The 25,766-nt window shown below is 58.8% G+C and carries 21 protein-coding genes; 9 read left to right on the forward strand and 12 right to left on the reverse strand.

The features are described 5' to 3' along the window. Positions 1-2: 2 nt before the first annotated feature. The 5 genes from HHJ16_RS12325 to HHJ16_RS12345 form a co-directional block, all read right to left on the reverse strand. Positions 3-707, reverse strand: a complete 705-nt coding sequence (locus HHJ16_RS12325; protein WP_296900959.1) for a succinate dehydrogenase iron-sulfur subunit — start codon at positions 705-707, stop codon at positions 3-5. A gap of 26 nt (positions 708-733) precedes the next feature. After that, positions 734-2,536 (reverse strand): succinate dehydrogenase flavoprotein subunit, encoded by a 1,803-nt coding sequence (gene sdhA, locus HHJ16_RS12330; protein WP_296900961.1) that lies wholly within the window; start codon positions 2,534-2,536, stop codon positions 734-736. A gap of 38 nt (positions 2,537-2,574) precedes the next feature. Next, complete coding sequence (sdhD, locus tag HHJ16_RS12335; RefSeq protein ID WP_296900963.1) at positions 2,575-2,940, reverse strand: succinate dehydrogenase, hydrophobic membrane anchor protein; 366 nt, start codon at positions 2,938-2,940, stop codon at positions 2,575-2,577. Positions 2,941-2,957: 17 nt separating this feature from the next. Continuing rightward, positions 2,958-3,404: a succinate dehydrogenase, cytochrome b556 subunit gene (sdhC, locus tag HHJ16_RS12340; RefSeq protein WP_296900965.1), complete on the reverse strand. Its 447-nt coding sequence runs from the start codon at positions 3,402-3,404 to the stop codon at positions 2,958-2,960. Between the two features lie 127 nt (positions 3,405-3,531). Beyond that, positions 3,532-4,329, reverse strand: a complete 798-nt coding sequence (locus HHJ16_RS12345) for a GntR family transcriptional regulator (protein WP_296900967.1) — start codon at positions 4,327-4,329, stop codon at positions 3,532-3,534. A 278-nt stretch (positions 4,330-4,607) separates the two neighbouring features. Here HHJ16_RS12345 and HHJ16_RS12350 point away from each other — a divergent pair, with 278 nt between their 5' ends. The 4 genes from HHJ16_RS12350 to HHJ16_RS12365 are packed head-to-tail and all read left to right on the forward strand — an operon-like array spanning position 4,608 to position 9,947. Continuing rightward, on the forward strand, positions 4,608-5,594 hold the full coding sequence (locus HHJ16_RS12350; protein ID WP_296900969.1) for a malate dehydrogenase: 987 nt from the start codon (positions 4,608-4,610) through the stop codon (positions 5,592-5,594). 4 nt (positions 5,595-5,598) lie between these two features. Then, positions 5,599-6,669, forward strand: coding sequence for a CoA ester lyase (locus HHJ16_RS12355; RefSeq protein ID WP_296900971.1), 1,071 nt, complete (start codon positions 5,599-5,601; stop codon positions 6,667-6,669). A 40-nt stretch (positions 6,670-6,709) separates the two neighbouring features. After that, positions 6,710-7,276, forward strand: coding sequence for a hypothetical protein (locus HHJ16_RS12360; protein ID WP_296900973.1), 567 nt, complete (start codon positions 6,710-6,712; stop codon positions 7,274-7,276). Positions 7,277-7,331: 55 nt separating this feature from the next. Beyond that, positions 7,332-9,947: a bifunctional aconitate hydratase 2/2-methylisocitrate dehydratase gene (locus HHJ16_RS12365; protein ID WP_296900975.1), complete on the forward strand. Its 2,616-nt coding sequence runs from the start codon at positions 7,332-7,334 to the stop codon at positions 9,945-9,947. Positions 9,948-10,120: 173 nt separating this feature from the next. Here the strand turns inward: HHJ16_RS12365 and HHJ16_RS12370 are convergent, their stop codons facing one another. Continuing rightward, positions 10,121-10,624 carry a pyridoxamine 5'-phosphate oxidase family protein gene (locus tag HHJ16_RS12370; protein ID WP_296900977.1) on the reverse strand — a complete coding sequence of 168 codons (504 nt, stop codon included), beginning with the start codon at positions 10,622-10,624 and terminating at the stop codon, positions 10,121-10,123. Between the two features lie 107 nt (positions 10,625-10,731). Further along, positions 10,732-12,096 (reverse strand): tRNA 5-hydroxyuridine modification protein YegQ, encoded by a 1,365-nt coding sequence (gene yegQ, locus HHJ16_RS12375; protein ID WP_296900979.1) that lies wholly within the window; start codon positions 12,094-12,096, stop codon positions 10,732-10,734. Positions 12,097-12,224: 128 nt separating this feature from the next. Between yegQ and HHJ16_RS12380 the strand changes: the two genes are divergently transcribed. Further along, on the forward strand, positions 12,225-15,176 hold the full coding sequence (locus HHJ16_RS12380; RefSeq protein WP_296900981.1) for an aconitate hydratase: 2,952 nt from the start codon (positions 12,225-12,227) through the stop codon (positions 15,174-15,176). Positions 15,177-15,247: 71 nt separating this feature from the next. After that, entirely contained in the window at positions 15,248-16,000 is a 753-nt protein-coding gene (locus HHJ16_RS12385) for an SDR family oxidoreductase (protein WP_296900984.1), read from the forward strand. A 45-nt stretch (positions 16,001-16,045) separates the two neighbouring features. Here the strand turns inward: HHJ16_RS12385 and argF are convergent, their stop codons facing one another. Both argF and HHJ16_RS12395 read right to left on the reverse strand, forming a co-directional pair. Continuing rightward, on the reverse strand, positions 16,046-16,990 hold the full coding sequence (gene argF, locus HHJ16_RS12390) for an ornithine carbamoyltransferase (RefSeq protein ID WP_296901320.1): 945 nt from the start codon (positions 16,988-16,990) through the stop codon (positions 16,046-16,048). Positions 16,991-16,992: 2 nt separating this feature from the next. Continuing rightward, the gene (locus HHJ16_RS12395; protein ID WP_296900986.1) at positions 16,993-18,207 is read right to left on the reverse strand and encodes an aspartate aminotransferase family protein; all 1,215 of its coding nucleotides are present in this window, start codon (positions 18,205-18,207) and stop codon (positions 16,993-16,995) included. Positions 18,208-18,460: 253 nt separating this feature from the next. On the opposite strand from HHJ16_RS12395, the gene HHJ16_RS12400 reads away from it, so the two are divergent. After that, a complete protein-coding gene (locus HHJ16_RS12400; protein ID WP_296900988.1) occupies positions 18,461-18,778 on the forward strand; it encodes a DUF3579 domain-containing protein in 318 nt (105 codons plus the stop codon). 147 nt (positions 18,779-18,925) lie between these two features. Here the strand turns inward: HHJ16_RS12400 and rpsT are convergent, their stop codons facing one another. Both rpsT and HHJ16_RS12410 read right to left on the reverse strand, forming a co-directional pair. Next, positions 18,926-19,243, reverse strand: coding sequence for a 30S ribosomal protein S20 (gene rpsT, locus HHJ16_RS12405; protein ID WP_296900990.1), 318 nt, complete (start codon positions 19,241-19,243; stop codon positions 18,926-18,928). Positions 19,244-19,421: 178 nt separating this feature from the next. Then, the gene (locus HHJ16_RS12410; RefSeq protein ID WP_296900992.1) at positions 19,422-21,419 is read right to left on the reverse strand and encodes a TonB-dependent receptor; all 1,998 of its coding nucleotides are present in this window, start codon (positions 21,417-21,419) and stop codon (positions 19,422-19,424) included. Between the two features lie 517 nt (positions 21,420-21,936). Here HHJ16_RS12410 and murJ point away from each other — a divergent pair. Together murJ and HHJ16_RS12420 are read left to right on the forward strand one after the other, a co-directional pair. Continuing rightward, positions 21,937-23,502: a murein biosynthesis integral membrane protein MurJ gene (murJ, locus tag HHJ16_RS12415; RefSeq protein ID WP_296900994.1), complete on the forward strand. Its 1,566-nt coding sequence runs from the start codon at positions 21,937-21,939 to the stop codon at positions 23,500-23,502. A 94-nt stretch (positions 23,503-23,596) separates the two neighbouring features. Further along, positions 23,597-24,448 (forward strand): tetratricopeptide repeat protein, encoded by an 852-nt coding sequence (locus HHJ16_RS12420; protein ID WP_296900996.1) that lies wholly within the window; start codon positions 23,597-23,599, stop codon positions 24,446-24,448. 89 nt (positions 24,449-24,537) lie between these two features. On the opposite strand, the gene HHJ16_RS12425 is transcribed toward HHJ16_RS12420, so the two are convergent. Beyond that, positions 24,538-25,758 carry an MFS transporter gene (locus HHJ16_RS12425; protein ID WP_296900997.1) on the reverse strand — a complete coding sequence of 407 codons (1,221 nt, stop codon included), beginning with the start codon at positions 25,756-25,758 and terminating at the stop codon, positions 24,538-24,540. Positions 25,759-25,766: the final 8 nt, after the last annotated feature.

Raw genomic sequence — 25,766 nt, forward strand, 5'->3', positions numbered from 1 at the left:
TTTCAGACCGTTCGCAGAAGCATCATTTCCTTGATCTTGCCGATGGCTTTCGCAGGATTGAGTCCTTTCGGGCAGACATCGGTGCAGTTCATGATGGTGCGGCAGCGGAACAAGCGGTAAGGATCTTCCAGATTATCCAGTCGCTCTTCGGTGGCCTCGTCGCGGCTGTCGGCCAGGAAGCGATAGGCCTGCAGCAGACCAGCCGGGCCAACGAACTTGTCCGGATTCCACCAGAAGCTAGGGCAGGCCGTGGAGCAACTGGCACACAGAATGCACTCGTAAAGGCCATTTAGCTCGTCCCGCTCTTCCGGGCTTTGGAGGCGTTCTTTTTCGGGCGGAAGGTTGTCGTTGATCAGGTAAGGCTTGATCGAGTTGTACTGCTTGAAGAACTGCGTCATGTCGACAAAAAGATCGCGTATGACAGGCAAACCTGGCAACGGTTTCAAAACGATCGTGCCCGCAAGCGTGCGCATGTTGGTCAGGCAGGCCAAACCGTTCTTGCCATTGATGTTCATGGCGTCCGAGCCACAGACGCCTTCGCGGCAGGAGCGGCGGAACGAGATGGTCGGGTCCTGCGCCTTGAGTTTCATCAAGGCATCCAGCAGCATGCGCTCACTGCCATCGAGTTCGACGTCAATGGTTTGCATGTAGGGCTTGGAATCCTTGTCCGGATCGTAGCGGTAGATGTGAAAAGTACGTTTCGCCATTTGATTTTCTCCTTGACTTCGCCGGATCAGAATGTGCGGACCTGGGGCGGAATGGACTCAACTGTCAGCGGCTTGAGGACAACCGGCTTGTAGCTGAGGGTGTTCGTCGCGCTGTGCCACAGCGAGTGTTTGAGCCAGTTTTTGTCGTCACGACCGAGCGGGCAATCGACGTCGTCGGCAGGGCGCTCATATTCCAGAACGGTGTGGGCGCCACGGCATTCATGCCGCGCGGCAGCCGAAACCATGGTCGCCTGCGCCACTTCGATCATATTTTCGACCTCAAGGGCTTCAATGCGAGCGGTGTTGAAAATTTTCGACTTGTCAGCCAGGGCGATGTTGCCGACGCGTTCGCGCAGCTTGGCGATTTTGTCGACACCTTCGTCCATGCTGACCTGCGTGCGGAATACGCCCGCGTGCAGCTGCATGGTCGCCCGGATGTCGTCGGCCACTCGTTGTGCGTATTCGCCTCCCGTGGTCGATTCCAGCCGGCTCAGGCGCGCCAGCGAGGCGTCGGCTGCATCGGCGGGCAGGGGTTTGTGGGCTTTGTTCTTCTGATTGAACTCAACGATGTGATTGCCCGCGGCGCGCCCGAAGACCAGCAGATCGAGCAAGGAATTGCAGCCCAGCCGGTTGGCGCCGTGCACGCTGACGCAGGAACATTCGCCCACCGCATAAAGACCGTTAACAACCTCGCTGACGCCGTTCTTCGGCGCGACCACCTGCCCGTGGATGTTGGTCGGGATACCGCCCATCTGGTAGTGATTGGTCGGGACCACCGGAATCGGCTCACGGGTGATGTCGACGTTGGCGAAGTTATGGCCGATCTCGAACACCGACGGCAGTCGCTTCATGATGGTCTCGACACCCAGATGGGTCATGTCGAGGTTGATGTAATCCTTGTTCGGCCCACAACCGCGGCCTTCCTTGATTTCCCGGTCCATGCAGCGTGACACAAAATCGCGTGTCGCCAGGTCTTTGTAAGCGGGCGCGTAGCGTTCCATGAAGCGCTCGCCATCGCTGTTGCGCAAAATGGCTCCTTCGCCGCGGCAGCCCTCGGTCAGCAGTACGCCAGCGCCATGCACGCCGGTCGGGTGAAACTGCCAGAACTCCATGTCTTCCAGCGGAATGCCGGCCCGTGCCGCTATGCCCAGGCCGTCACCGGTGTTGATGAAGGCGTTGGTCGATGCCGCAAAAATACGGCCCGCGCCGCCGCTGGCCATCAGCACGGTCTTGGCTTCAAGAATGTGTACGTCGCCGGTTTCCATTTCGAGCGCGATCACACCCACCACGTCGCCTTCTGCGTCGCGGATCAAGTCCAGCGCCATCCACTCCACAAAGAAGTTGGTACGGGCCTTGACGTTTTGCTGGTACAGCGTGTGCAGCATCGCGTGGCCGGTCCGGTCGGCCGCGGCGCACGCGCGCTGCACTGCTTTTTCGCCGTGGTTACTCGTGTGGCCGCCGAACGGACGCTGGTAAATCGTACCGTCGGGGTTGCGGTCGAACGGCATCCCGAAATGCTCGAGTTCATAAACGACATTGGGCGCTTCGCGGCACATGAACTCAATCGCATCCTGGTCGCCGAGCCAGTCGCCGCCCTTGACGGTGTCGTAGAAATGGTAATCCCAGTTGTCCTCGCTCATATTCGACAGCGATGCAGCGATGCCGCCCTGCGCCGCCACGGTATGCGAGCGCGTCGGGAATACTTTGGAGAGGACCGCGACGTTCAAACCGGCATTGGCCAGTTGCAGCGAAGCACGCATGCCGGAGCCGCCGGCCCCGATGATCACCACGTCGAATTTTCGTTTGGGAAGATTGGAAGATACAGTCATAATTTTTTACAGTTGGTCGTCAAAAAGTCAGAAGGGATTCAGAGGCGCCACAGCACCTGAATACCCCAGCCGGCGCAAGCAACCATCCACACCATGGTGAATACCTGCAAAGGCAGCCGCAACTGGACTGGTTTGATGTAGTCCATCCAGATGTCGCGCATGCCCACCCACACGTGCATTAGCAGGGCGATGATGACGGTGAAAGTCAGCACTTTCATCCATTGAGACGAAAAGATGCCGGACCATTTGTCGTAGCCGATAGGCCCTTTGCTGAAAATGATCTGCGCCAAAACCACCAGGGTAAAGAGGGCCATCAGGGTTGCCGTCACGCGCTGGGCCAACCAGTCACGCAGACCGTAGTGAGCGCCGACAGCGATGCGCTTGGAGCCGAAATTGACAGACATAGTGTGCTTCCGTTGAATTAGTAAAGGCCAAACAGCTTGGCGCCCAGCACGAGCGTGAGGGCGATGCTGACGACCAGCGTAAAGACGGCAGACGATTTGCCGAACTCCTTGCTGACGGCCGCATGGTTGGTATCCATCACCAGATGGCGGAGACCTGCGATAAAGTGGTGCAGGTAGGCCCAGATCAGAGCCAGCGCGACCAGTTTCCAAAGCCCACCGGGCAGGCCCAGCATTCCCACATTGAATGCGGCCTTGAATTTCTCAAAGGAAAGATCAGAGGAAATCGAGGTGTCGAACATCCAGAGGGTAAAGGGCATCAGGAAGAACAGGATGGCCCCGCTGATGCGGTGCAGGATGGACACCAGTCCCGCAAGGGGGAGGCGATAACTGGGAAGATCGGTGAGGGCGTGGATGTTGCGAAACTCGGGCCGATTGGAACGCTGTTTAGATGCCAGCTCAGTCATTTTTTGGGCTTTCGTGGATTTTTATAACTGGTGGTAACCGGGGATGCGGTCGCCAGTCCAACCTTTTAATTCTATTGCAATGCAGCAAAGCTATTTGCAAACCTTGGTGGGTTCTCAAGTATTACCGTTAACTAAGCTCGTTTTTGTAATGGTGGGTGTCGGTGCGATAGAGGCCCCGGCGCAACTCCATGGGCAGGTCGTTATAAGTAAAGGCGGTACGCTCAACACTCAAAAGCGGCTCGCCGACCGGCACCTCAAGTAATTCGGCGGCGGCCGCATCGGCCGCAACCGCCCGGATTTTTTCTTCGGCACGCACCATGCGGACGCCGAATTCGGTTTCGAACAAGGCATACATCGGACCATGGTAAGTGGCGAGCCGCTCAGCGGTCAGGCCTTTAAACGGACCGGCTGGCAGCCAGACGTCTTCAAGAATGGTGGGTGCGCCCTGAAAAGCCAGCACCCGGCGCAGTTGCAACACGGCGTCGCCCGGACGCAGGGTGAGCGGGCGGGCAATGTCTGCAGAAGCCCGCTGACGTTTGCAGTCGATGATGCGCCGTTCGGCCGGCCCCTCGCTGCTGGTGTCGCCCTTGTCAGGCATCAATCGCAAGAAGCGGTACTGCACGTGGTGTTCGGCATGGGTCGCGACAAACGTGCCCTTGCCCTGGCGTCGCATGACGAGGTTTTCCGCGCTAAGCTCGTCTATCGCCTTGCGCACCGTGCCCTGGCTGACGCGAAATCGCGCCGCGAGGTCCATCTCGCTGGGAATTGATTCGCCCGGTTTCCACTCTCCCGTCTGAAGACTTTTCAGGATCAAGACCTTGATTTGTTGATACAGCGGGCTAAAAGCCGGCGTAACACCCGCGCCCGCCTCGCTGGCGGCAGTGAGGGCGACGGGGTGGGTCAATGGGGACAAAATGGTTGCCATGAAGACAGCGATTTAAATGGCGGTTCGACGCGCATCGGCTCGGTAGAAGGCAGGGAATTACCTGGAATCATATCTTATATAAGATATAAGACAAATTGACTTCGTACATTTTTCAAGCGTAAAATATGGCGCTGAGTTTAATGCGCAGCCTGCTCATTTTGGGGTTCTCTCCAAGCGGTTTAAGGCGATCCCAATTTATCCGAAAAGCCCGGGCTGACGCCAAATCTCTTATTTCACAATCTGTGCCAACCGATTTTTAACTTTTCTGGAGTTTCGTCATGAGCAAAAAACCCGTTCGTGTTGCCGTTACTGGTGCAGCCGGCCAAATCGGTTATGCATTGCTGTTCCGCATTGCTTCTGGCGAAATGCTGGGCAAAGATCAACCGATCATCTTGCAACTGCTGGAAGTTCCTGTTGAAGGTCCCCAGAAAGCGCTCAAAGGCGTGATCATGGAGTTGGACGACTGCGCGTTTCCGCTGCTCGCCGGTATTGAGGCGCACAGCGACCCCATGACCGCCTTTAAAGACACTGACTACGCCCTGCTGGTCGGTGCCCGCCCACGCGGTCCCGGCATGGAGCGCGCCGATCTGCTGGCTGCCAATGCCCAGATTTTCACCGCCCAAGGAAAAGCACTCAATGCCGTCGCCAGCCGCAATGTCAAGGTGCTGGTCGTGGGAAACCCCGCCAACACCAATGCCTACATTGCGATGAAGAGCGCGCCAGATCTGCCAGGCAAAAACTTCACCGCCATGCTGCGTTTGGACCACAACCGCGCCCTGAGCCAGATCGCGGCCAAGACCGGCACGAAAGTGGCAGACATCGAACAACTCACGGTGTGGGGCAACCACTCGCCGACCATGTACGCCGATTACCGCTTCGCCACCGTCAATGGCAAGAACGTGAAAGATCTGATCAACGACCAGGTCTGGAATGCTGAGGTGTTTCTGCCTACCGTGGGCAAACGCGGCGCGGCCATCATCGAAGCGCGTGGCGTGTCCTCCGCAGCGTCCGCTGCCAATGCGGCGATTGATCACATGCGTGATTGGGCGCTGGGCTCCAACGGCAAGTGGGTCACGATGGGTGTGCCATCGACGGGTCAGTACGGCATCCCCAAAGACGTCATCTTCGGTTTCCCCGTGACCACCGAAGGCGGCGAATACAAATTGGTGCAAGGGCTTGCGATTGACGAATTCAGCCAGGAGCGGATCAACAAAACTCTGAAAGAGTTGCAGGACGAGCAAGCCGGCGTAGCGCACTTGCTGTAATCCCATGAAGGCCGCCCAGCCGTCTCAAGTTGCGAAAGCCCTCGCGGGGGAGCGCCGACCACGCGCGGTAAAAGGCGTGGGCGCAGTGCTGCATCCCCGGGAAGTTCTTCTGGGCGCTCAGGCGGCCTCTTGTGGTCTACCGGTTTGCGATCATTACAGCGGGGTGGAGGCGCGAATGCGCAAAAGCCTTCAGTTGCAGGCCGAGATGATCGAAGAGTTTGGTGCTTGCGTTTTTGACGTCACGCTGGACTGTGAAGACGGTGCGCCAATGGGCGGTGAAGCGGACCACGCGGCGATGGTGGTCGCGCTGGCCACCCTGGCCAGTGGCAAGGCGCGCGTTGCTGTCCGGGTGCATGCGGTGGGGCATCCCGCCTTTGAATCGGACATGGCCGTCATTGCGGGAAATCTGGCGGACACGATCTCGCACATTATGCTTCCCAAGGTGGAATCCGTCGATGACGTGATCAAGGCCGAGCGAGCGTTGCGTGCTGCATCGGCCGACCATCTGCCGCTGCATGTGCTGATTGAGTCTCCGGCTGCTGTTCATCGCGTGTTTCAAATCGCCGCGCATCCCCGGGTGCAGTCCATTAGCTTCGGCCTGATGGATTTCGTCTCTGCTCATGGCGGCGCGATTCCGGCTGAAGGCATGAGCAGTCAGGGGCAGTTCTCCCACCCGCTGGTGGTGCGTGCGAAGCTGGAGATCGCTTCGGCCTGTCACGCCTACGGAAAGGTACCCTCGCATTGTGTGGTGACGGAGTTCAATGACCTTGGGGCCATAGAGATTGCCGCGCGACGTGCCGCCCGGGAACTGGGCTACACCCGCATGTGGAGCATCCACCCCAATCAGATCCGTCCCATCCTCGCGGCCTTTTCCCCGAGCGAGAGCGAGATTGAAAAGGCGACAAAAATAATAGCTGCTGCCGACCGCTCTAACTGGGCGCCGATCAGTTTCGAGGGTAAATTGCACGACCGCGCAAGCTACCGATATTTCTGGCAAGTGCTTGAGCGGGCGCATCAGACCGGCAGGGCGCTTCCGCCAGAAGCGAAAATCTATTTTCAGACGGCTCTTCACTGAGCTATCACTCAGCAGGTCCGATCCAATTCAAGGAGACATCATGAAAATCACCCACACCGCACCCGCTGTCGTCACACTCGCCGCAGCGCTGCTAATGGCAGCCTCCAGCCTGGCGACCGCGCAGACGACCACCGGCCATACTGCCAAAAAGAAGAAGCCTGCGGTCAGCGCCAGCCGTACCAATCTCAAGAGTGCCGCTAAAAATGTGGCAGCGGGCATAGAAGCCGCCGAAGCGGCACTAACCCCTGCCGAGCTTCAAATTGCCGAGCGCGTGGAAGTGGGCAAGCTGCCGTGCGAACTCGGTGCATCGGTCACGCTCACCGCCGACGCCAAAGCACCCGGCTACTTTGATGTATTGGGGAAAAACTTCAAATACCGTATGTTCCCAGTCCCCACCACGACCGGTGCAATTCGCCTGGAGGACCAGAAAGCGGGTGCGGTATGGCTGCAACTGGCCAACAAATCGATGCTGATGAACCAGAAACTAGGCGTTCGACTGGCTGATGAGTGCATGAGCCCGACGCAAGTGGCGATGGCCGAGGCGTTAAAGCTGAACCCGCTCCCGAGCGTGCTGGATGCGCCCAAGCCCGTGGCGATCACGAAATAAAACGCCTTTTTGACGCACGATTCCCTCAACGATTTTGAATACAGGAAAAGCCCGCATGTCATCCGAGTTCTTGCAAACCTACCGCAACCATGTCGCCGAACGGGCGCTACTGGAGATTCCTCCTCTGCCTCTGTCGGCCAAGCAGACGGGTGAGGTCATTGAGCTGCTAAAGAATCCGCCCAAAGGCGAAGAAGCGTTTCTGGTGGAACTGATTACCCACCGGGTTCCGGCCGGTGTCGACAACGCGGCCAAAGTCAAGGCCAGCTACCTGGCGGCGGTGGCGCACGGCACAGAAAAATGTGCGCTTATTTCACGCGTACACGCTACTCAACTGCTCGGCACCATGCTGGGCGGCTACAACATCAGCCCGCTGATCGAACTGCTCGACGACGCGCAAGAGAGCGTCGCGCGTCAAGCCGCCAGCGGCCTGAAAAACACCTTGCTGATGTTCGACCAGTTCCATGACGTCCAGGAAAAAGCCGACAAAGGCAACCCGTACGCCAAAGCGGTACTGCAGAGCTGGGCCGACGCGGAATGGTTCACCAGCCGCCCGGAAGTCCCCCCATCGATCCAGCTGACGGTCTTCAAAGTCGCCGGGGAAATCAACACCGACGATCTGTCTCCCGCGCCCGACGCATGGAGTCGCCCGGACATTCCGCTGCACGCGCTGGCCATGCACAAGAACGCACGTCCTGGCGTCACGCCCGAAGAAGACGGCAAGCGCGGTCCGGTTAAATTTATTAACGAACTCAAAGCCAGGGGAAACCTTGTGGCTTACGTCGGCGACGTGGTGGGCACTGGCTCATCGCGCAAGTCGGCGACCAACTCGGTGCTGTGGTTTACCGGCGAAGACATTCCCTTCGTTCCTAACAAGCGCTTCGGCGGTGTCTGCCTGGGCAGCAAAATCGCGCCGATTTTCTACAACACGATGGAAGACTCTGGCGCGTTGCCGATCGAGTTGGACGTCAGCCAGATGGCCATGGGCGATGTGATTGAACTGCGCCCCTATGACGGCAAGGCGCTGAAAGACGGCAAGGTGATTGCCGAGTTCAAGCTCAAGAGTGAGGTGCTGTTTGACGAAGTGCGCGCCGGTGGGCGTATTCCGTTGATCGTCGGCCGCGGACTGACCGCAAAGGCGCGTGCCGCATTGGGCTTGCCGGTGTCTACCCAGTTCCGTTTGCCGCAGAACCCTACAGACAGCGGCCATGGGTTTACGCTGGCCCAAAAAATAGTCGGACGTGCGGTCGGCTTGCCAGCCGGTCAGGGCGTGCGTCCCGGCACATACTGCGAACCCAGGATGACGTCGGTGGGATCGCAAGACACCACCGGCCCGATGACCCGGGACGAGTTGAAAGATCTGGCTTGCCTGGGTTTTTCCGCGGACTTGGTGATGCAGTCGTTCTGCCACACCGCAGCGTACCCGAAGCCGGTTGACGTGAAAATGCATCATGAGTTGCCTGAGTTCATGAGCGACCGCGGCGGCATCCCATTGCGCCCCGGCGATGGCATCATCCACAGCTGGCTCAACCGGATGCTACTGCCCGACACCGTCGGCACCGGCGGCGACAGCCACACGCGTTTTCCGATCGGGATCAGCTTCCCGGCAGGTTCCGGTCTGGTCGCTTTCGGCGCCGCCACGGGCGTGATGCCGCTAGACATGCCCGAAAGTGTGCTGGTGCGTTTCAAAGGCAAGCTTCAGCCCGGCATCACACTGCGCGATCTGGTCAACGCGATTCCTCTGTACGCCATCAAGGCGGGTTTGTTGACGGTTGCGAAGCAGGGCAAGAAAAACATTTTCTCGGGCCGCATCCTGGAAATCGAAGGCCTGCCTGACCTGAAAGTCGAGCAAGCCTTTGAATTGAGCGATGCGTCGGCCGAGCGTTCTGCTGGCGGTTGCACCGTTCATTTGAACAAAGAGCCCATCATTGAGTACATCACCAGCAACATCACGATGCTGAAGTGGATGATTGCGACAGGGTATTCGGATGTGCGCACGATCAAGCGTCGCATCGCCGCCATGGAAGCTTGGCTCGCAGACCCGAAACTGCTCAAGGCCGACGCCGACGCCGAATACGCTGCCGTCATCGAGATTGACCTGGCCGACATTCATGAGCCGATCGTGGCCTGCCCTAACGATCCGGACGACGTGAAGACGTTGAGCGATGTGGCAGGCGCCGTGATCGATGAAGTGTTCATCGGCAGTTGCATGACGAACATCGGCCACTTCCGCGCCGCCTCAAAACTACTCGAAGGCAAGCGTGATATTCCAGTCAAGCTGTGGATGGCGCCACCCACCAAAATGGATGCGAAGCAACTGAGCGAAGAAGGCCATTACGGCGTGCTCGGTTCAGCCGGTGCGCGCCTGGAAATGCCAGGCTGCAGCTTGTGCATGGGCAATCAGGCGCAGGTGAAAGAGGGCGCGACCGTCTTCTCCACCTCCACCCGCAATTTCCCCAATCGATTGGGGAAAAATTCCAATGTCTACCTGGGATCTGCGGAACTGGCTGCCATCTGCTCCAAGCTGGGGCGCATCCCGACCAAAGCGGAGTACATGGCGGACATGAGGGTGTTGGCTCCGGTCAGTGAGCAGGTGTACCGATATTTGAATTTTGACCAGGTCAAGGACTACACCGATCTGGCTGAAACCGTCAAGGACAGCGTGTCCGCTTAAAGTTCGTTTGACCAGAGCCGGCGGCATCACGAGTGGTCGGATAAATAAAAAAGCTCTGCTGTAAATACGGCCGGGCTTTTTTTTGCGGGGATGAATATGTGCTGGTCGGCTGGCCCGCGCCAGTTCGAGCGGCGTCTAGTGCACTCTGCGTGCAGCTAGACGGCATTCAACCTTTACGACATCCGTAATTCCTTGTGCTCGCCCAGATCGCGCGGGGGCTCACCGGTGAAGGCTGCCTTTGCCATTTTTGCCAGCTGAACCATCTTGCTTTCCTTCACATCCCAGTATTCCGCGTGATTGATACGTACTTCCATCAACGCCAGGTCGGGGTCGGTCGGACCGCCCGGAAACCAGGCCTTGGCCATGGGGGACCAAAGCGTTTCTTTCTTGCCGGAGTCTTCGACAAGAAACGCGTCGCCTGAGACCGACACGTAGCGGTCGTCGCTTGGACTGCTGTAAGCCACGTTGACATGGTTGTCTTGCTGAATCTGACTGTCCACTTCACTTTTACGGGAAATAAAAAAGAAAAGCGTAGCGGCCTCATCCATAGACCTGTTCTGGGTGGTCAGCGGCAGGCTGTGAAGCATGCCATTGGCATGGCGATGGGTGAACATACCGAATCTGATGTCTTTGATCAGATCCCAAAGTTTTTCATGGTCGGACGGGATGGTGCTCATACAGACTCCGTTGAGTAGTTAATTTCTCTACGGAATTTAGGCGATCTGAGAAAAGTCGGTCATCAGCCGCCGTCCAAAGTACGTGTCGGTGCTGGCTGACATACGCACTAAAGCAGTCGCGCCAGCAGTGCTCCGTCCACCGGAGCTTGAAGCGGAATCCAGACCCGTAGCGGGCTTCCCGAAGCGACGTTAATGTCTTCGCCGTCCAGACTCTTCATGCCCGTGAGTTGCACGGTACGGTTACCGCTTGGGTGAATGACTTCCAGCGTATCGCCAACCTGAAACCGATTTTTTGTTTCCACTTCGGCCCAGCCATCGCGCGTACTTTTGACCTCGCCGACGAACTGGCTGCGGCGCATTTCGGAACTCCCGGTTTCGTAGTTCTGGTAATCCTGCGCCGGGCGACGTTCCAGAAAGCCACCGGTGTAGCCACGATTGGCCAGGCCCTCCAATTCGGTAATTAATGCAGGGTTGAACGGACGGCTGGCGGCGGCATCGTCGATGGCGCGGCGGTAGACCTGTGCGGTGCGGGAGACGTAGTAACGGCTTTTGGTGCGACCCTCAATCTTGAGCGAATCAACCCCGATTTTTACCAGCCGCTCCACGTGCTCCACGGCGCGAAGGTCCTTGCTGTTCATGATGTAAGTGCCGTGCTCGTCTTCCATGATGGGCAGGAGTTGACCGGGGCGCTCCTTTTCTTCAAGCAGGTAGACCCGGTCCGCCAGCGGGTGGCGCGGGTTGCCGCCGCAAGCCGCGAACGTCTGGTCGGCGTCCTGCTGCTCCTCGGCAAAGCTGAAACCGTCTTCCAGGGTCAAGGGCTGGACCTCACCGGAATCAGTGTCGTCGGTACCGGCTTGTGGTGTGTAGTTCCAGCGGCACGCATTGGTGCAGGTGCCCTGGTTGGAGTCGCGGCGGTTGAAATAGCCTGACAGCAGGCAGCGGCCCGAGTAGGCGATGCAAAGCGCGCCGTGTACAAACACTTCAAGCTCTATGTCGGGGCATTCTTCCCGGATCTTCTCGATTTCGTCGAGGCTTAGTTCGCGCGAAAGGATGATACGCACCACGCCCATTTTCTGCCAGAACTTTACCGTCGCCCAGTTCACGGTGTTGGCCTGCACTGAGAGGTGGATCGGCACTTCCGCCCATTTTTCGCGCACCATCATGATCAGGCCGGGGTCCGCCATGATTAGGCCATGCGGCTTCATGGCGATGACGGGCTCGATGTCGCGCAGATAGGTGCGCACCTTGTCGTTGTGTGGCAGCAGGTTGCTGGTGACAAAAAACTTTTTCCCACGGGCGTAAGCTTCTTCAATGCCGATCTGGATCTGTTCCAGTCGAAATTCGTTGTTGCGCGCGCGCAGGGAGTACCGTGGCTGACCGGCGTACACCGCGTCAGCGCCAAAATCGTAGGCGGCGCGCATTTTTTCGAGCGAACCGGCGGGCAGGAGTAATTCAGGGATCTTGAGCGTCATGGCCCTATTGTCCCCCGCGGGGCCAAAGCTCGGCCTGCCAAACCGGATATGTGGAGGCCCTCTTCCTGCCCGACCAAGTGCCTGCCAGAATGGGGGTACTGGTTTAATAGAAGTTAAAGGAGCTTGCCATGGCCAAACTGCGTTCACCTGCCCACGCTTTCGCATCCACTCTCAAGGTCTTCAAGACTGCTTCAGGCAAGACCGGGAAGTTCTACTCCCTCCTGGCGCTGGCAAAACAGTTTCCGAAGATTGCGCGCCTGCCGGTGTCCCTGCGCATCGTGCTTGAATCGGTGTTACGCAACTGCGATGGCAAGAAAGTCACGGCCGAGCATGTCGCAGAGCTGGCCAATTGGTTGCCCAATGCGGAGCGCACCCAGGAAATTCCGTTTATCGTGTCGCGCGTCGTCCTGCAGGACTTTACCGGCGTGCCTCTGCTAGCCGACCTGGCTGCCATGCGCAGCGTGGCCGCGCGGCTTGGCAAGAATCCAAAATTGATCGAGCCGCTGGTACCGGTGGACTTGGTCGTGGATCATTCCATCATGGTGGATTTCTACGGCAAAAAGAATTCGCTGGATTTGAATATGAAGCTCGAATTCCAGCGCAACCGTGAGCGCTACGAATTTATGAAGTGGGGCATGCAGGCCTTTGACACTTTTGGCGTCGTGCCACCCGGCTTTGGCATCGTGCACCAGGTGAATCTGGAATACCTGGCGCGCGGTGTTCACAAGGCCGCCCAGGATATTTACTACCCTGATTCACTGGTCGGCACAGACAGCCACACCACCATGATCAACGGCATCGGGGTGGTGGCCTGGGGCGTAGGCGGTATCGAGGCGGAAGCGGCCATGCTGGGCCAGCCGGTATATTTTCTGACCCCGGACGTGGTGGGCATGGAGCTGACCGGCCGACTGCGCGAGGGCGTCACCGCCACCGACTTGGTATTGCGCGTGACGGAAACCTTGCGTCGTGAAAAAGTGGTGGGCAAGTTTGTCGAGTTTTTCGGCGAAGGCACGCGTACGCTGGCGCTTCCCGACCGCGCCACCATCGGAAATATGGCGCCCGAGTATGGCGCGACGATGGGGTTCTTTCCGGTCGACGAGAAAACCATTGATTACTTTAAAGGCACAGGGCGATCCAAGGGGGAGATCGAAGCCTTTGAGGCTTATTTCAGGGCGCAGGGACTGTTCGGGGTGGCCAGCGCAGGTGAGATCGACTACTCGCAGGTGGTCAGGCTAGATCTGGGCGATGTCACGCCCAGCCTGGCCGGCCCCAAACGGCCCCAGGATAGGATCGAGTTGGGTGAGGTGGCAAGTCAGTTCGGTGCGCTGTTCAGCAAACCCAACGGCGAGAATGGATTTAATCAGCCCGCCGCAATGCTGAACACGCGTCACTTGGTGCGTCGAACAGACGACGGACGCCAGGACACGCTGCCCGCCGCCCCGCCGGTAGCGCCGGGCGCAGCGCGCTCCGTGGTGGAAATGGAAGCTAACCGGCCGACGCTGGCGATGGCGCATGGACCGACCCACGATTCGCGCCTCAGCACGACGGCCAGTGCCGCGGCATCCGCTCCCGCCAACGTGACCATAGGCAACGGGGATGTGCTGATCGCGGCGATTACCAGCTGCACCAACACCTCCAATCCGAGCGTTATTCTGGCCGCCGGGCTGTTGGCCAAGAAGGCGGTGGAGGCGGGGCTGAAAGTGCAGCCGCACATCAAAACCTCGTTGGCGCCTGGTTCCCGCATCGTGACTGAATACCTGACGGAAACGGGGTTGTTGCCGTACCTTGAGAAACTCGGCTTTGCGCTGGCCGGCTATGGCTGCACTACCTGCATTGGAAACTCGGGAGATCTCACACCGGAGATCAATGAAGCCATCGCCAAGAGCGACCTCGTGTGCGCGGCCGTGCTCTCGGGCAACCGCAACTTCGAAGCGCGCATCCATCCGAGTATCAAGGCCAATTTCCTGGCAAGCCCGCCGCTGGTCGTCGCTTATGCGCTTGCCGGCACGGTGATGCGCGACCTGATGACCGAGCCGGTGGGTAAGGGTCGGGGCGGGAAAGATATTTACCTGGGCGATATCTGGCCGACCAGCGAGGAGATCGAAAAACTGATGAAGTACGCCATGAATGGCAAGGCTTTCCGGGCCAATTACGCCAAGGTCAAAACCGAGCCGGGCAAACTCTGGGAAAAAATAAAGGGGGTAACCGGTACCGCTTATACCTGGCCCGCCAGCACCTACATTGCGGAGCCGCCATTCTTCAAGAATTTTGGAATGGAAATTGAAGCGCCTGAAAAGGAGGGGAAGGGGGCTAAAGGCCAAAGTGATGGGTTTGATGTGAAAAGCGCGCGCATCATGGCCTTGTTTGGCGACTCCATCACCACGGATCATATTTCGCCAGCAGGCGCGATCAAGGCCAGCTCGCCAGCGGGCTTGTGGCTGCAGGCACACGGCGTGCAGAAGGCCGATTTCAACAGTTACGGGTCGCGCCGGGGCAATCATGACGTGATGATGCGCGGTACCTTCGCCAACGTACGGATTAAAAACCTGATGATTCATGCCGCGGCCGATGGCTCGCGCGAGGAGGGCGGAGTGACCTTGTTTTACCCCGGCCACCGCATGCCGGACAGCGTGATCCAGAAGATGCCGATCTACGATGCCGCGATGAAATATATCGAAGAAGGTACACCGACGGTGATTTTTGCCGGCGAAGAATATGGCACCGGCTCCTCGCGCGACTGGGCCGCCAAGGGCACCCAGCTGCTGGGCATCAAGGCCGTGGTGGCGCGCAGTTTCGAGCGCATTCACCGCAGTAACCTCGTCGGCATGGGCGTGCTGCCGCTGCAGTTCAAGCCGGGCGAATCCTGGCAGACCCTAAAGCTCGCCGGCTCGGAAATCATCGACGTAATTCCGCACCCCGAGCTCAAGCCGCAGAGCGATGCCAAACTGATCATCACGCGCGCCGACGGCTCGCGTCAGGAAGTGGTGGTGACCTTGCGTGTGGATACGCCAATCGAGGTGGATTACTACCGCAATGGCGGCATTCTGCCGTTCGTACTCCGGCAATTGTTGGCAGCGTGATTGGCGGCAACCGAATGCTGTATCAACTCAACTCAATTCAATTCAGATAAAGAGAAAAATAAAGGCACAGCATGAATTCAAATGACAAGGTTGCACTGGTCACCGGCGCTGGCAGCGGCATCGGAAAAGCGGCTGCACTGGCGCTGTTGCGGGTCGGCTACTCCGTGGTGCTGGCGGGGCGCCGGGTTGAACTACTCAACGAGGTCGCGGAAGCTTCGGCTACCGATCGTGCATGGCCAGTCGTCACCGATGTGAGTCGACCCGAGTCGGTCGCGGCCTTATTTACCAACATCCAGGAAAAGTTCGGGCGGCTTGATGTACTGTTCAACAACGCCGGTGTGAGTTCGCCCCACGTCAATTTTGAAAATTTGAGTTTCGAGCAGTGGCAGCACGTGGTCAACGTCAACCTGACAGGTTCATTTCTGTGTGCACAAGGCGCTGTCAAAATTATGAAAGACCAAATTCCGCAGGGGGGCCGCATTATCAACAACGGGTCCATTTCAGCTCACGCACCCCGGCCTGATTCAGCGCCCTACACGGCGACCAAGCACGCCATTACCGGCCTCACTAAATCCCTCTCACTCGATGGTCGCAAGTACAACATCGCCTGTGGGCAAATTGATGTCGGCAATGCCCTGACTGAGCTCGCTGCGCCGATGACTCGCGGTGTGCCGCAAGCGAACGGAGAGATCGCCGTGGAGCCCATGATGAACGTTAACGAAGTGGCCGATGCGGTGGTTCACATGGCCGAACTTCCGCTTTCCACCAACATTCAATTCATGACCATCATGGCCACAACCATGCCGTTTGTTGGCCGGGGCTAGGTGATAGAGCCCCATCGTTTGCAACTGCGCGTGTTGCGCTTGCCTTTAGCTGAGCTTGCCGAGCAGCAGGTACTCCATCAGCGCTTTTTGAACGTGCATCCGGTTTTCTGCTTCATCCCAAACCACTGACTGCGGGCCGTCAATCACGTCGGCTTCAACTTCTTCCCCGCGGTGCGCCGGCAGACAGTGCATGAACAAGGCATCGGGTTTCGCCGTGCGCATCATCTCGGTGTCCACGCACCAGTCGGCAAAGGCTTTTTTGCGGGCTTCGTTCTCGGCTTCGTAGCCCATGCTGGTCCACACGTCAGTGGTGACCAGATCGGCACCGGCGCAGGCTTGTAGGGGGTCCTTGAAGACCTGGTAGCTCTCGGCCGATCGAATGCCTGCGATGGACTGGTCCACCTCGTAACCGCCCGGCGTGCTGACGTGAACCTTGAAGCCGAGAATTTCACTGGCTTGCAGCCAGGTGTTCGCCATATTGTTGCCGTCGCCTACCCAGGCTACGACCTTTCCCTGTATGGAGCCGCGGTGCTCGATGTAGGTGAAGATGTCGGCCAGGATCTGGCAGGGGTGAAACTCATTGGTCAGTCCGTTGATAACCGGCACGCGCGAGTGCTTCGCAAAGCGGTCAATTTTGGTCTGCTCAAAAGTGCGGATCATGACCAAGTCCACCATCCGGCTGATGACTTTGGCGCTGTCCTCAATCGGCTCGGCACGGCCCAACTGGCTGTCGCCCGTGGTCAGGTGCACAACGCTACCGCCGAGCTGGTACATACCGGCCTCAAAACTCACGCGCGTGCGCGTGGAAGCCTTCTCAAAAATCATGGCCATCGTTCGGTCTGCCAGCGGCTGGTGCTTTTCGTAGGCCTTGAATTTTTTCTTGATAGTGGCGGCACGCTCAAACAGGTAGGCGTATTCGGCGGCGTTCAAGTCGCTGAACTGGAGGTAATGCTTCAGCGATTTGAGGGTGGGCGTGGCCTCTGGGTTCATGTTCATGCGCCTTTCTGCAGTAGCTGTTTGATCAACGGGCACAAAATGGCGACCACTTCATCTGCTTCCGCCGTGGTCATGATCAATGAAGGCACGATGCGGATCACGGTTTCGGCCGTGACGCTGATCAAGAGGCCGTTGTCGGCGGCGCGTTTGACCAGTTCGCCGCACGGTTGGGCCAACTCGATACCGAGCATGAGGCCGCGGCCGCGGATCTCTTTAAAGCCGCGTACGCCGGTTAATTCGCGGGATAGGGAGGCCCTCAGGTGGTCGCCTACTTTGACCGCATTCGCCAACAAGCCCTCTTCTTCCATGATGCGTATGGTTTCCACGCCGGCCCGCATGGCCAGCGGATTTCCGCCAAAAGTTGAGCCGTGGTTGCCGGGGCCAAAGATATGGGCGGCCTTGGGACCGGCGACCACCGCACCGACGGGCACACCTGAACCCAGCCCTTTTGCCAGAGGCATTACATCCGGCTTGATGCCTGACCACTGATGCGCAAACCATTTGCCGGTGCGGCCCATGCCACATTGCACCTCGTCGATCATGAGCAGCCAGTCGTTCTCGTCGCAGAGCTTGCGCGCCTGCCGCAGATAGTCGTCGGTCATGCTATTGACGCCGCCTTCGCCCTGGATGGCTTCAAAAAATACAGCGACGACATTGGGATTGCCGGCGGTCGCTGCTTTCAGCGCCTCGATACTATTGATCGGGACGCGGATAAAACCTTCCACTAGCGGTCCAAAACCGGCTTGCACCTTGGGGTTGCCGGTTGCGCTCAGGGTGGCAATGCTGCGGCCATGAAACGCTTTTTCGTAGACCACGATCTCGGGTCTTTCGATGCCTTTGTCATGACCAAATTTGCGCGCGAGTTTCAGCGCGGCCTCGTTGGCTTCCAGGCCGGTAGAGCAAAAAAATACGTTCTCGAGGCCAGACAGCGCCACCAGTTTGGCCGCCAGCGTTTCTTGAAGCGGCACATGGTAATAGTTGGAACAGTGAATCAGCTTGGCAATCTGGTTCTGCAAGGCCGGGACCAGTTTGGGGTGGTTATGCCCCAGGGTATTGACGGCAATACCACCCAAGGCGTCCAAATAGGATTTGCCGTTGACGTCCCAGACGCGGCATCCCTGGCCATGGGACAGCGCTATCGGCAGGCGGCCGTAAGTCGTCATCACATGGGGGGAAGCAGCTTCAATATGACTGGGAAGGGAAGCGGTCATGGGGAAAACTCCGAGGACGTTGGCAAACAAAACAGCAGGCCGCTAGCAAGTAGGCGGGTCTGCAGTGATTTTAGGCGCAGAGCTCGGCGCTTTTCATGACGATAGTGCATCACAGTAAATCACTGTCGTGCCGACAACCTGCTCTTGGGATGGCCGGTCCCAGCGGGCCTGAGTCTTATATAAGATAGAATACTTGTGCGATGCAGCATGGGGCCATATCCTTGCCCCTGGCGCGCAAAAAACCTTCCATCCGATGGTCTCCAATTCCGCCAAAGAAGTTTTCATTCAGGGCATTACCCAGCTTGGTAAAACCTTCCGGCCCAGCGACTGGGCCGACAGGCTATGCGGCGTCATGAGTCAGTTTCGCCCAGGGGGACCGCAGCCCGGCAGCCACTTGACGTATTCGCGCTGGTGCTTTCCGATGGTCATTAATGGCGTCAAAAGCGTGGTGGTCAACGCCGAGTTACGCGAAGCCGAGCCCATGGCTTGGGATTTCGTGATCAACTTTGCGACCGACAACAATCTTCAAATTGCTGAAGCCTGTCTGCTTCCCGATGCACCGAAGCCTTGACAGAGCCGACCGGCAACCTAAACGATAAGACGTAAAAAAGCCGCCAAAGTATGACACTTTGGCGGCTTTCCACTTTGCTGCAGCGCACCCTACAAAACGGCGGACTGTCTTTGGTTAAAGGCAGTCCGGGCGGGTTGCTCTAATTGCTTAGGCGGCCTGTGGTTCTTCGGCTTTCAGCGCCAGCGCTTTTACTTTGGCGGACAAGCGGCTTTTATCGCGGGCGGCCTTGTTCTTGTGAAAGATTCCCTTGTCGGCAATCATGTCCACAATGCTCTGTGCCTTGGCAAAGAGTTCTGCGGATTTGGTTTTGTCGCCAGTGAGTACGGCTTTTTCGACGTTTTTCACAGCGGTGCGGTATTTAGACCGAAGCGAGGTGTTTGCCGCATTAAGTTTGACGTCCTGGCGGACGCGTTTGCGACCGGAGGCGAGGCGGGGGTTCTTTTTCTTGGGTTTGGCGGTAGCCATATATGAGTTCCTTTAATCCTGGGAGGAGTCTGCGGATGATGCTAGCAAAGCCCATTATTATACGATAGAGCTGGTGTCTCACTTGCGGTTCCTCTGTGCCGTCTCGAAGGAGTGCGTTATCCCGGTGGCGCGATTCGCAATTCGTGTAGCAATGATTTGTGCAGGGCCGGGGAAGATCTTAAAAAAGGGTTCGCACGCCCACAAATAGCCGCCTTCCCGCCGCAGGTTCGAAGTAGCGTCCGTTCGCATCATTGACAATGACCGACCCGGCATAGTTCCGAGCCAACAGATTATCAAGGCGGCCATACAACACCATCTTCACGCCGTCGAACGTGAATTCCTTGCCCAAGCGGGCGTTGAACACCGCATAGCCTGGGGCGGCGTCGCTGTTGCGGTCATTCACGGAGGTTTTGCTCTCGACGCGCATTTCCAGCCCCCCTTTCATCGAGTCCCCAAGGCTTGTTTCGACTTCGGCTGACAGGCTATGGCGTGGCGCGCCCGGCAGCCGGTTGCCGGCCGGGACCGTTCCCAGCGCGTTGGTGTAGGGTGCATCGAAGCGCGCATCCAGCAGGGTATAGCCGATTCGAGTGCTGGCGCCCGCCCAGTTTGCCGACCACGACGCCTCGACACCGCGCCTGCGGGTGCGGTCGGCATTTTGAAAAGTGGCGCGACCGCCGCTGGTTTGAGACACGATTTCATCGCGGCTTCTCGCATCGAACAGCGCCGCATCGACGGTATGTCTGCCGCTATGCGACTTGATACCGATTTCACTCTGTGTGCTTTTCGACGGCTTCAATGCGAAGTTGGGTCCCGCTGCGCCATCAGGGCGGTAGGCGCTTTCGGCCAGCGTCGGCGTTTCGAAGCCGGTACCTAGATTGGCATACACATTGAGCGTTTCTGCGGCATGCCAAACCAGTCCGACGACCGGGCTGGTATTGCGGTATTCCACGTTTCCACTGGTTCTGGTAGCGGCAGGATTGAAGTGGTCATCAACCTTGAAACGCACCGTGGTCGCGCGCACCCCTGCAATGGCTTGCCAATCCGGCGCGAAAGTCCAGTCGACCTGGCCAAACAGATCGCGGTTGCTGGCGCTGTCGTCTTCATTACGGCGCAATGCGCCGCTATTGCCGCCAATGTTGTCGTATCCCTTGCGGGTTTCCTTCAGCTGGTCGGCCTCCATGCCGACCGTCCAGCGAAGTGGCAACGCGTTGACGCGCGTGGTGTGGGTCCAGCTGGCACCCAGACCCGCATAGTTGCGATCGAGGTTGACGACGCCATTTGTCAATAGTGCGAGTTTTTGGTCTACCTTGCGCGCGCCTCCATAAAGACGTGCATTGAGGGTGTCGGCCGCCGATAGCCTGTGGTCGACGACTACGCCAGCCTGCTGTTGTTCAATCGTCTTACGGGTGTTGAAGGCGTTCGCGGCAGGAATTACTTGTCGCGGATTTTGCGCGAACTGTGCATGTGTCAGCCCCAGTGGGTCTTGTGCCAGTGGCTGATCGAACAGGTTGACGATGCCCGTGAGGGTCGTGTCGCTCGACGGTTTGGCAACGACCTTCGTGTTGAGTTGCTCCCTGCGGGCAGCGCTGTGGTCACGAAATCCGTCGGTCGAATAGCGCGAGACGTCGAGCAGGCCGCTCAGCGTTTCGCTGCCGCCGCCAATCCCGCCGTCGAAATGCCGCTGCTTGTTCGACCCGAAGCCCGCGGATAGCCCGTATTCAGGTTTGCCCGAAGTGACCGGCGGGTCCTTGGTGAATAGCTGCAGCACGCCGCCAGCGGCGTTGCCATACAGCTGCGCTAGCGGGCCACGCAATAATTCAATGCGTTTGACCGATGTCAGGTTGGCGGTAGCGGCCTGGCCCTGCCCATCAGGCATGGTCGCAGGGATGCCGTCGACCAGAATACGCACGCCGCGCACGCCAAAGGTCGAGCGGGTACCGAAGCCGCGTACCGAGACCTGCAAATCCTGCGCAAAGTTCTGGCGATCGCGTATCTGCAGGCCGGCCACGCCGGACATCAGCTCTGATAAGTTAACCAGGGGCGACGCGGTGTGGAACGGGTCTACCTCCACCGAGTCGATTGCGCCCGGTGCATCGAAGCGGCGCTGTTCGGCGCGGCTGGCGCTGATGACGATTTCTTTCAGCGTTGTGCTCCCGCCTTCTTGCGCCTGGGCCACGGCAAGACCTGTCGCCACTAAAGAAAATACGGCGCAGGCGGGTCCGAATCGACTCCGTGAGAAGGCACCGTAGCCAGGCGCGGCAGCAGAAGATTTGTTCAATAACCAGAAATTTGACATCTTGATAGGTGCACCGCTGAAAATTAAACCACCGTGTTGCTGCCACTTTTAGGGGCTGAGACAAGGACCGTTTCTCACCCGCGTCAGACAAGCAAAGATTCTGGATCGTACCGTGGCTGGGCTGCAACGAACCCTCCCACAATCGCTGCTTGGCATCCTTTTGCCGGAGATCACGAGCGTTGTTGGCAGCAACGTTTTGTACATGAGGAGGAGAAGTCCAAGCAGTTTGTAAGGGCTTGTTCGTGCAGCGCGGGCTTTTGTAAATAGAACAAAAGAGGTGTTCAGGATGATTCCCCGCCCGGAAAGTGACGACTGTTCATGCCTGCCGTGACGCGGTAATGCCGCCAGCCCCAAAAGCTCCGAGGGCGGGCTCCGCGACAACGCATAAACTCCTGCGGTGTCACTTTTCAAATCCGCCTCCACCGTTTCCCTGCTCACCTTGGTTTCCCGCGTCACCGGTTTGGTGCGGGAACTGTTGATTGCGTCGACTTTTGGCGCCAGCGCCATGACCGATGCTTTCAACGTGGCATTTCGTATTCCCAACCTGTTTCGCCGGCTCTTTGCGGAAGGGGCGTTCAGTCAGGCCTTTGTGCCGGTGCTGGCAGGTAGCAAGGCCAAGAACGGCGAGGTGGCTACCAAGCTGCTAATTGACCGGGTTGCGACGCTGTTGACGTGGGTGCTGCTGCTGACTTGTGTGGCCGGTGTGGCCGCGGCGCCCGCGCTGGTCTGGGCCATGGCGAGTGGCTTGAAGCAGCAGCCGCGCGGGTTTGAAGCTGCCGTGGTGATGACGCGCTGGATGTTTCCGTATATCGGCTTTATGTCCCTGGTGGCGCTGTCCTCGGGTGTGCTCAATACCTGGCGGCATTTTGCGGTGTCCGCGGCCACGCCGGTGCTGCTGAATGTCGCCATGATTTCTGCGGCCTGGTTGGGCGCCCCCTGGTTCAAGTCCTTGGGCATCGAGCCGGTCTACGCTTTGGGTGGCGGCGTGATGCTGGGCGGAATATTGCAGCTTGCGGTACAGGTGCCGGCATTGCTGCGTCTCGGTTTACTGCCAAGGATAGGTTGGAATTGGTCGATGATCAAGGTGGCCTGGTCAGATCCAGCTACTAAAAACATAGCAAAATTGATGGTTCCAGCTTTGCTGGGCGTGAGTGTGGCGCAAATTTCCCTCCTCATCAATACCCAGATCGCATCGCATCTGACGCCCGGTAGTGTCAGCTGGCTGACTTATGCCGACCGTTTGATGGAATTTCCGACGGCCATGCTGGGTGTCGCGATCGGCGTGGTGCTGACGCCGCAACTTGCGGCCGCCAAAGCGGCAGGCGACGCCGGCAGATACTCGGCCATGCTCGACTGGGGCTTGCGCATCGTGGTGCTGCTGGCGGTGCCCTGCGCCGTGGCTTTGCTGACTTTTTCTCAGCCGCTGGTGGCTACGCTGTACCACTATGGCGCTTTTAGCGACCGCGATGTGCAGCAGACCACGACTGCATTGATGGGCTACGGCGCAGGGCTGCTGGGGCTGGTCGCCATCAAGGTGCTGGCGCCGGGTTTTTATGCCAGCCAGGACATTAAAACACCGGTACGCATTGCGGTCGGGGTACTCGTCATCACGCAGCTCCTGAATCTGGTCCTGGTCCCAGGGTTTCAGCACGCCGGGCTCGCGCTGGCCATCGGCATTGGCGCGCTGATCAATGCGATGTTGTTGCTCTTTGGTCTGATACGACGTGGAAGCTACAAACCCGCGCCGGGTTGGGGCGTGTTTGCGATCCAGGTGCTGGCGGCAAGTGCGCTACTGGCGGTGTTTTTGCTTTGGGCCGCGGGAGCGGTGAGCTGGATCGGCCTCAAAAGCCATTATTTACAGCGAATTGGCTTGCTGGCCCTGGTTCTTACCGTCTCGGGCGTTATTTATTTCGCAGCGCTCCGGGTGTCGGGATTGAAGTTGCGCCAATTGCTTCGGCGCTGATCCAACTGGCTGGACTTGCTTCAGGTTGATCGCGGGGCCACCCGGAGGCATTTCCCGATTTACACGGTGCGTTGGTTTGTGAGAAAGTATCGCTATGCAATTAAATCTGGCCACACCGTCCCCGCTGCAGTATTTCTCCAGCCTGGTGCAGAGCGATGAGCATTTTCCGTTGCTCGAAGCCGCCATCAGTCTGGCCCAGGACGAGTACCCGGGCTTGGACGTGCAGCAGGTGCTCGGCGATGTGGACCAGCTGCTGGCCCGCCTCAAACGGCGGCTGCCTGCCGATTCACCCGACCTCCAACGCCTGCGAGCGCTGAATCAGTTTTTTTTTAGGGACCTCAGCTTTGGCGGCAACGTCAATGACTACTACGATCCGGACAACAGCTACCTGAACGCGGTGCTGCGGACCCGGCGCGGCATTCCCATCACGCTGGCGGTGCTTTGGCTGGAGTTGGCTTTGGGACTGGGGTTGAATGCGCGGGGCGTGGCTTTTCCCGGACATTTCATGGTCAAAGTCAACCTGCCTAAGGGTCAGGTGCTGATTGACCCGCTCAGTGGCCAGTCCCTAAGCCGCGAAGAGCTGGCCGAACGACTGGCGCCGTTCCGGCAGCGCAGCAGCGGCCTGCTTGATGAGTTCGAAGTCCCCATGGGTCTTTACCTGCAGTCGGCGCTTCCGCGCGAGATCATCAACCGCATGCTGTGCAATCTGAAGGAGATTCACAAAACCCAGGAAGACTGGCCGCGTTTGATTCCTGTGCAGAACCGCCTGATTGTGTTGCAGCCCGATGCATGGCCCGAATACCGCGATCGCGGGCTGGCCTGGGCGGCGCAAGGCGAGCCGGCGCGGGCGGTGGCCGATCTGGAGGTCTACCTGCGGTATGCCGATGACGCACCGGATATCGGCGCCATGGCCGAGCGTCTGGCTCAGTTGCGACAGAGCGAATAACCAAGGTATTACGGCGCTGGATCTTTGAAGGGCCTGCTTGATAAGGTCCGGTGCAAAATTTCTCGGCGCAGCCGCTGTTTAGGAGGCGTTTACGAGACGCCGGGTCTGCGCCAGAACCACAGCAGTATGAGCGCCGTCAAGCTAAAGCAGGCCCCCGCCGCGAAGGTGGCGGGCGCGCCTAGTTGGTCCCAAAGAACGCCTGCCACTGTGCTGGCCAGCAGCATCGCCAAGCCGCTCATCAGGTTGAAAAAACCGAAGGCTGTGCCGCGCAGGTCAGTCGGGGCGGTGTCGGTGACCATGGTCGCGAGCAGGCCTTGAGTCATGGCCATGTGCAGTCCCCACAAGGCGATGCCGGCCCACACCCAAGCCCAGTGGCTGCTCGCAGCCAGCACGCCATCGGCGGCAATCAGCACCACCAGGCCCCAAGCCAGCAGCGTGGTGTGGCTGACGGCGTCCGACAGCTTGCCGAAAGGGTAAGCGCCGAGTGCATAAACCAGGTTCATGGCTATCAGCACCAGCGGCGTGTAAGCCGCGGGCAAGCCGCCTTGCAGGGCGCGTAATAGTAAAAAGGCTTCGCTGAAGCGTGCCAGCGTGAACACCGCGCCAATGGCGACCACGCGCCAGTAGGAGGCGCTTAGACGACGCAGATTGGCTTTGCTAATAGGGTTATGACGGGGCGCTGCCAAGGCTGGCACAGGTTCCTGGACACCAAATAGCAGTAACGCCACGGCCATGAACCCCGGAACTATTGCCACCCAGAAAATAGCCCGGAAGTCGTTGGCCCAGAGCAGCATCAAGCCCATGGCGACGAGCGGTCCGACGAAAGCCCCGACGGTGTCGAGCGATTGGCGCAGTCCGAACGCTGCGCCTCTCATCTCGGGCGGTGCCAGATCGGCCACCAGCGCGTCGCGCGGTGCACCCCGCAGGCCTTTACCAACCCGGTCGATCAAGCGGGCGGCGAGCACCAGACCCGTGGTCGTGGCCAAGGCGAAGAGTGGTTTCGAAGCAGCGCCCAGCCCATAACCCAGCAGGGCCAGCGGCTTGCGCTTGCCCCAGTAATCACTGAGCACGCCCGAGAACACCTTGACGATCAGGGCCGTGGCCTCGGCGAAGCCTTCAATCAGGCCGACGGCCCACATGCTGGTGCCCAGCACTGTCACCATAAAGACCGGCAGCAGGCTGTGAATCATCTCGGAAGAGATATCCATCAGCAAGCTGACAAAGCCCAGCGCCCAGATGGCGGCTGGCAAGCGCCGCGTCGGGCTTGGAGAGGCGTCGGTGCGTCGTGAGGCCTTAGGCGGGATAGGCATGAAACGTT

Origin of the sequence: Polaromonas sp., assembly GCF_012927485.1 — a bacterium.
Lineage (GTDB): Bacteria > Pseudomonadota > Gammaproteobacteria > Burkholderiales > Burkholderiaceae_C > Polaromonas.

What these genes read in the sequence shown, in the direction of transcription:
- HHJ16_RS12325 (WP_296900959.1), bottom strand. Translation starts at nt 707, where the DNA reads ATGGCGAAACGTACTTTTCACATCTACCGCTACGATCCGGACAAGGAT.
- sdhA (WP_296900961.1), bottom strand. Translation starts at nt 2,536, where the DNA reads ATGACTGTATCTTCCAATCTTCCCAAACGAAAATTCGACGTGGTGATC.
- sdhD (WP_296900963.1), bottom strand. Translation starts at nt 2,940, where the DNA reads ATGTCTGTCAATTTCGGCTCCAAGCGCATCGCTGTCGGCGCTCACTAC.
- sdhC (WP_296900965.1), bottom strand. Translation starts at nt 3,404, where the DNA reads ATGACTGAGCTGGCATCTAAACAGCGTTCCAATCGGCCCGAGTTTCGC.
- HHJ16_RS12345 (WP_296900967.1), bottom strand. Translation starts at nt 4,329, where the DNA reads ATGGCAACCATTTTGTCCCCATTGACCCACCCCGTCGCCCTCACTGCC.
- HHJ16_RS12350 (WP_296900969.1), top strand. Translation starts at nt 4,608, where the DNA reads ATGAGCAAAAAACCCGTTCGTGTTGCCGTTACTGGTGCAGCCGGCCAA.
- HHJ16_RS12355 (WP_296900971.1), top strand. Translation starts at nt 5,599, where the DNA reads ATGAAGGCCGCCCAGCCGTCTCAAGTTGCGAAAGCCCTCGCGGGGGAG.
- HHJ16_RS12360 (WP_296900973.1), top strand. Translation starts at nt 6,710, where the DNA reads ATGAAAATCACCCACACCGCACCCGCTGTCGTCACACTCGCCGCAGCG.
- HHJ16_RS12365 (WP_296900975.1), top strand. Translation starts at nt 7,332, where the DNA reads ATGTCATCCGAGTTCTTGCAAACCTACCGCAACCATGTCGCCGAACGG.
- HHJ16_RS12370 (WP_296900977.1), bottom strand. Translation starts at nt 10,624, where the DNA reads ATGAGCACCATCCCGTCCGACCATGAAAAACTTTGGGATCTGATCAAA.
- yegQ (WP_296900979.1), bottom strand. Translation starts at nt 12,096, where the DNA reads ATGACGCTCAAGATCCCTGAATTACTCCTGCCCGCCGGTTCGCTCGAA.
- HHJ16_RS12380 (WP_296900981.1), top strand. Translation starts at nt 12,225, where the DNA reads ATGGCCAAACTGCGTTCACCTGCCCACGCTTTCGCATCCACTCTCAAG.
- HHJ16_RS12385 (WP_296900984.1), top strand. Translation starts at nt 15,248, where the DNA reads ATGAATTCAAATGACAAGGTTGCACTGGTCACCGGCGCTGGCAGCGGC.
- argF (WP_296901320.1), bottom strand. Translation starts at nt 16,990, where the DNA reads ATGAACCCAGAGGCCACGCCCACCCTCAAATCGCTGAAGCATTACCTC.
- HHJ16_RS12395 (WP_296900986.1), bottom strand. Translation starts at nt 18,207, where the DNA reads ATGACCGCTTCCCTTCCCAGTCATATTGAAGCTGCTTCCCCCCATGTG.
- HHJ16_RS12400 (WP_296900988.1), top strand. Translation starts at nt 18,461, where the DNA reads ATGGTCTCCAATTCCGCCAAAGAAGTTTTCATTCAGGGCATTACCCAG.
- rpsT (WP_296900990.1), bottom strand. Translation starts at nt 19,243, where the DNA reads ATGGCTACCGCCAAACCCAAGAAAAAGAACCCCCGCCTCGCCTCCGGT.
- HHJ16_RS12420 (WP_296900996.1), top strand. Translation starts at nt 23,597, where the DNA reads ATGCAATTAAATCTGGCCACACCGTCCCCGCTGCAGTATTTCTCCAGC.
- HHJ16_RS12425 (WP_296900997.1), bottom strand. Translation starts at nt 25,758, where the DNA reads ATGCCTATCCCGCCTAAGGCCTCACGACGCACCGACGCCTCTCCAAGC.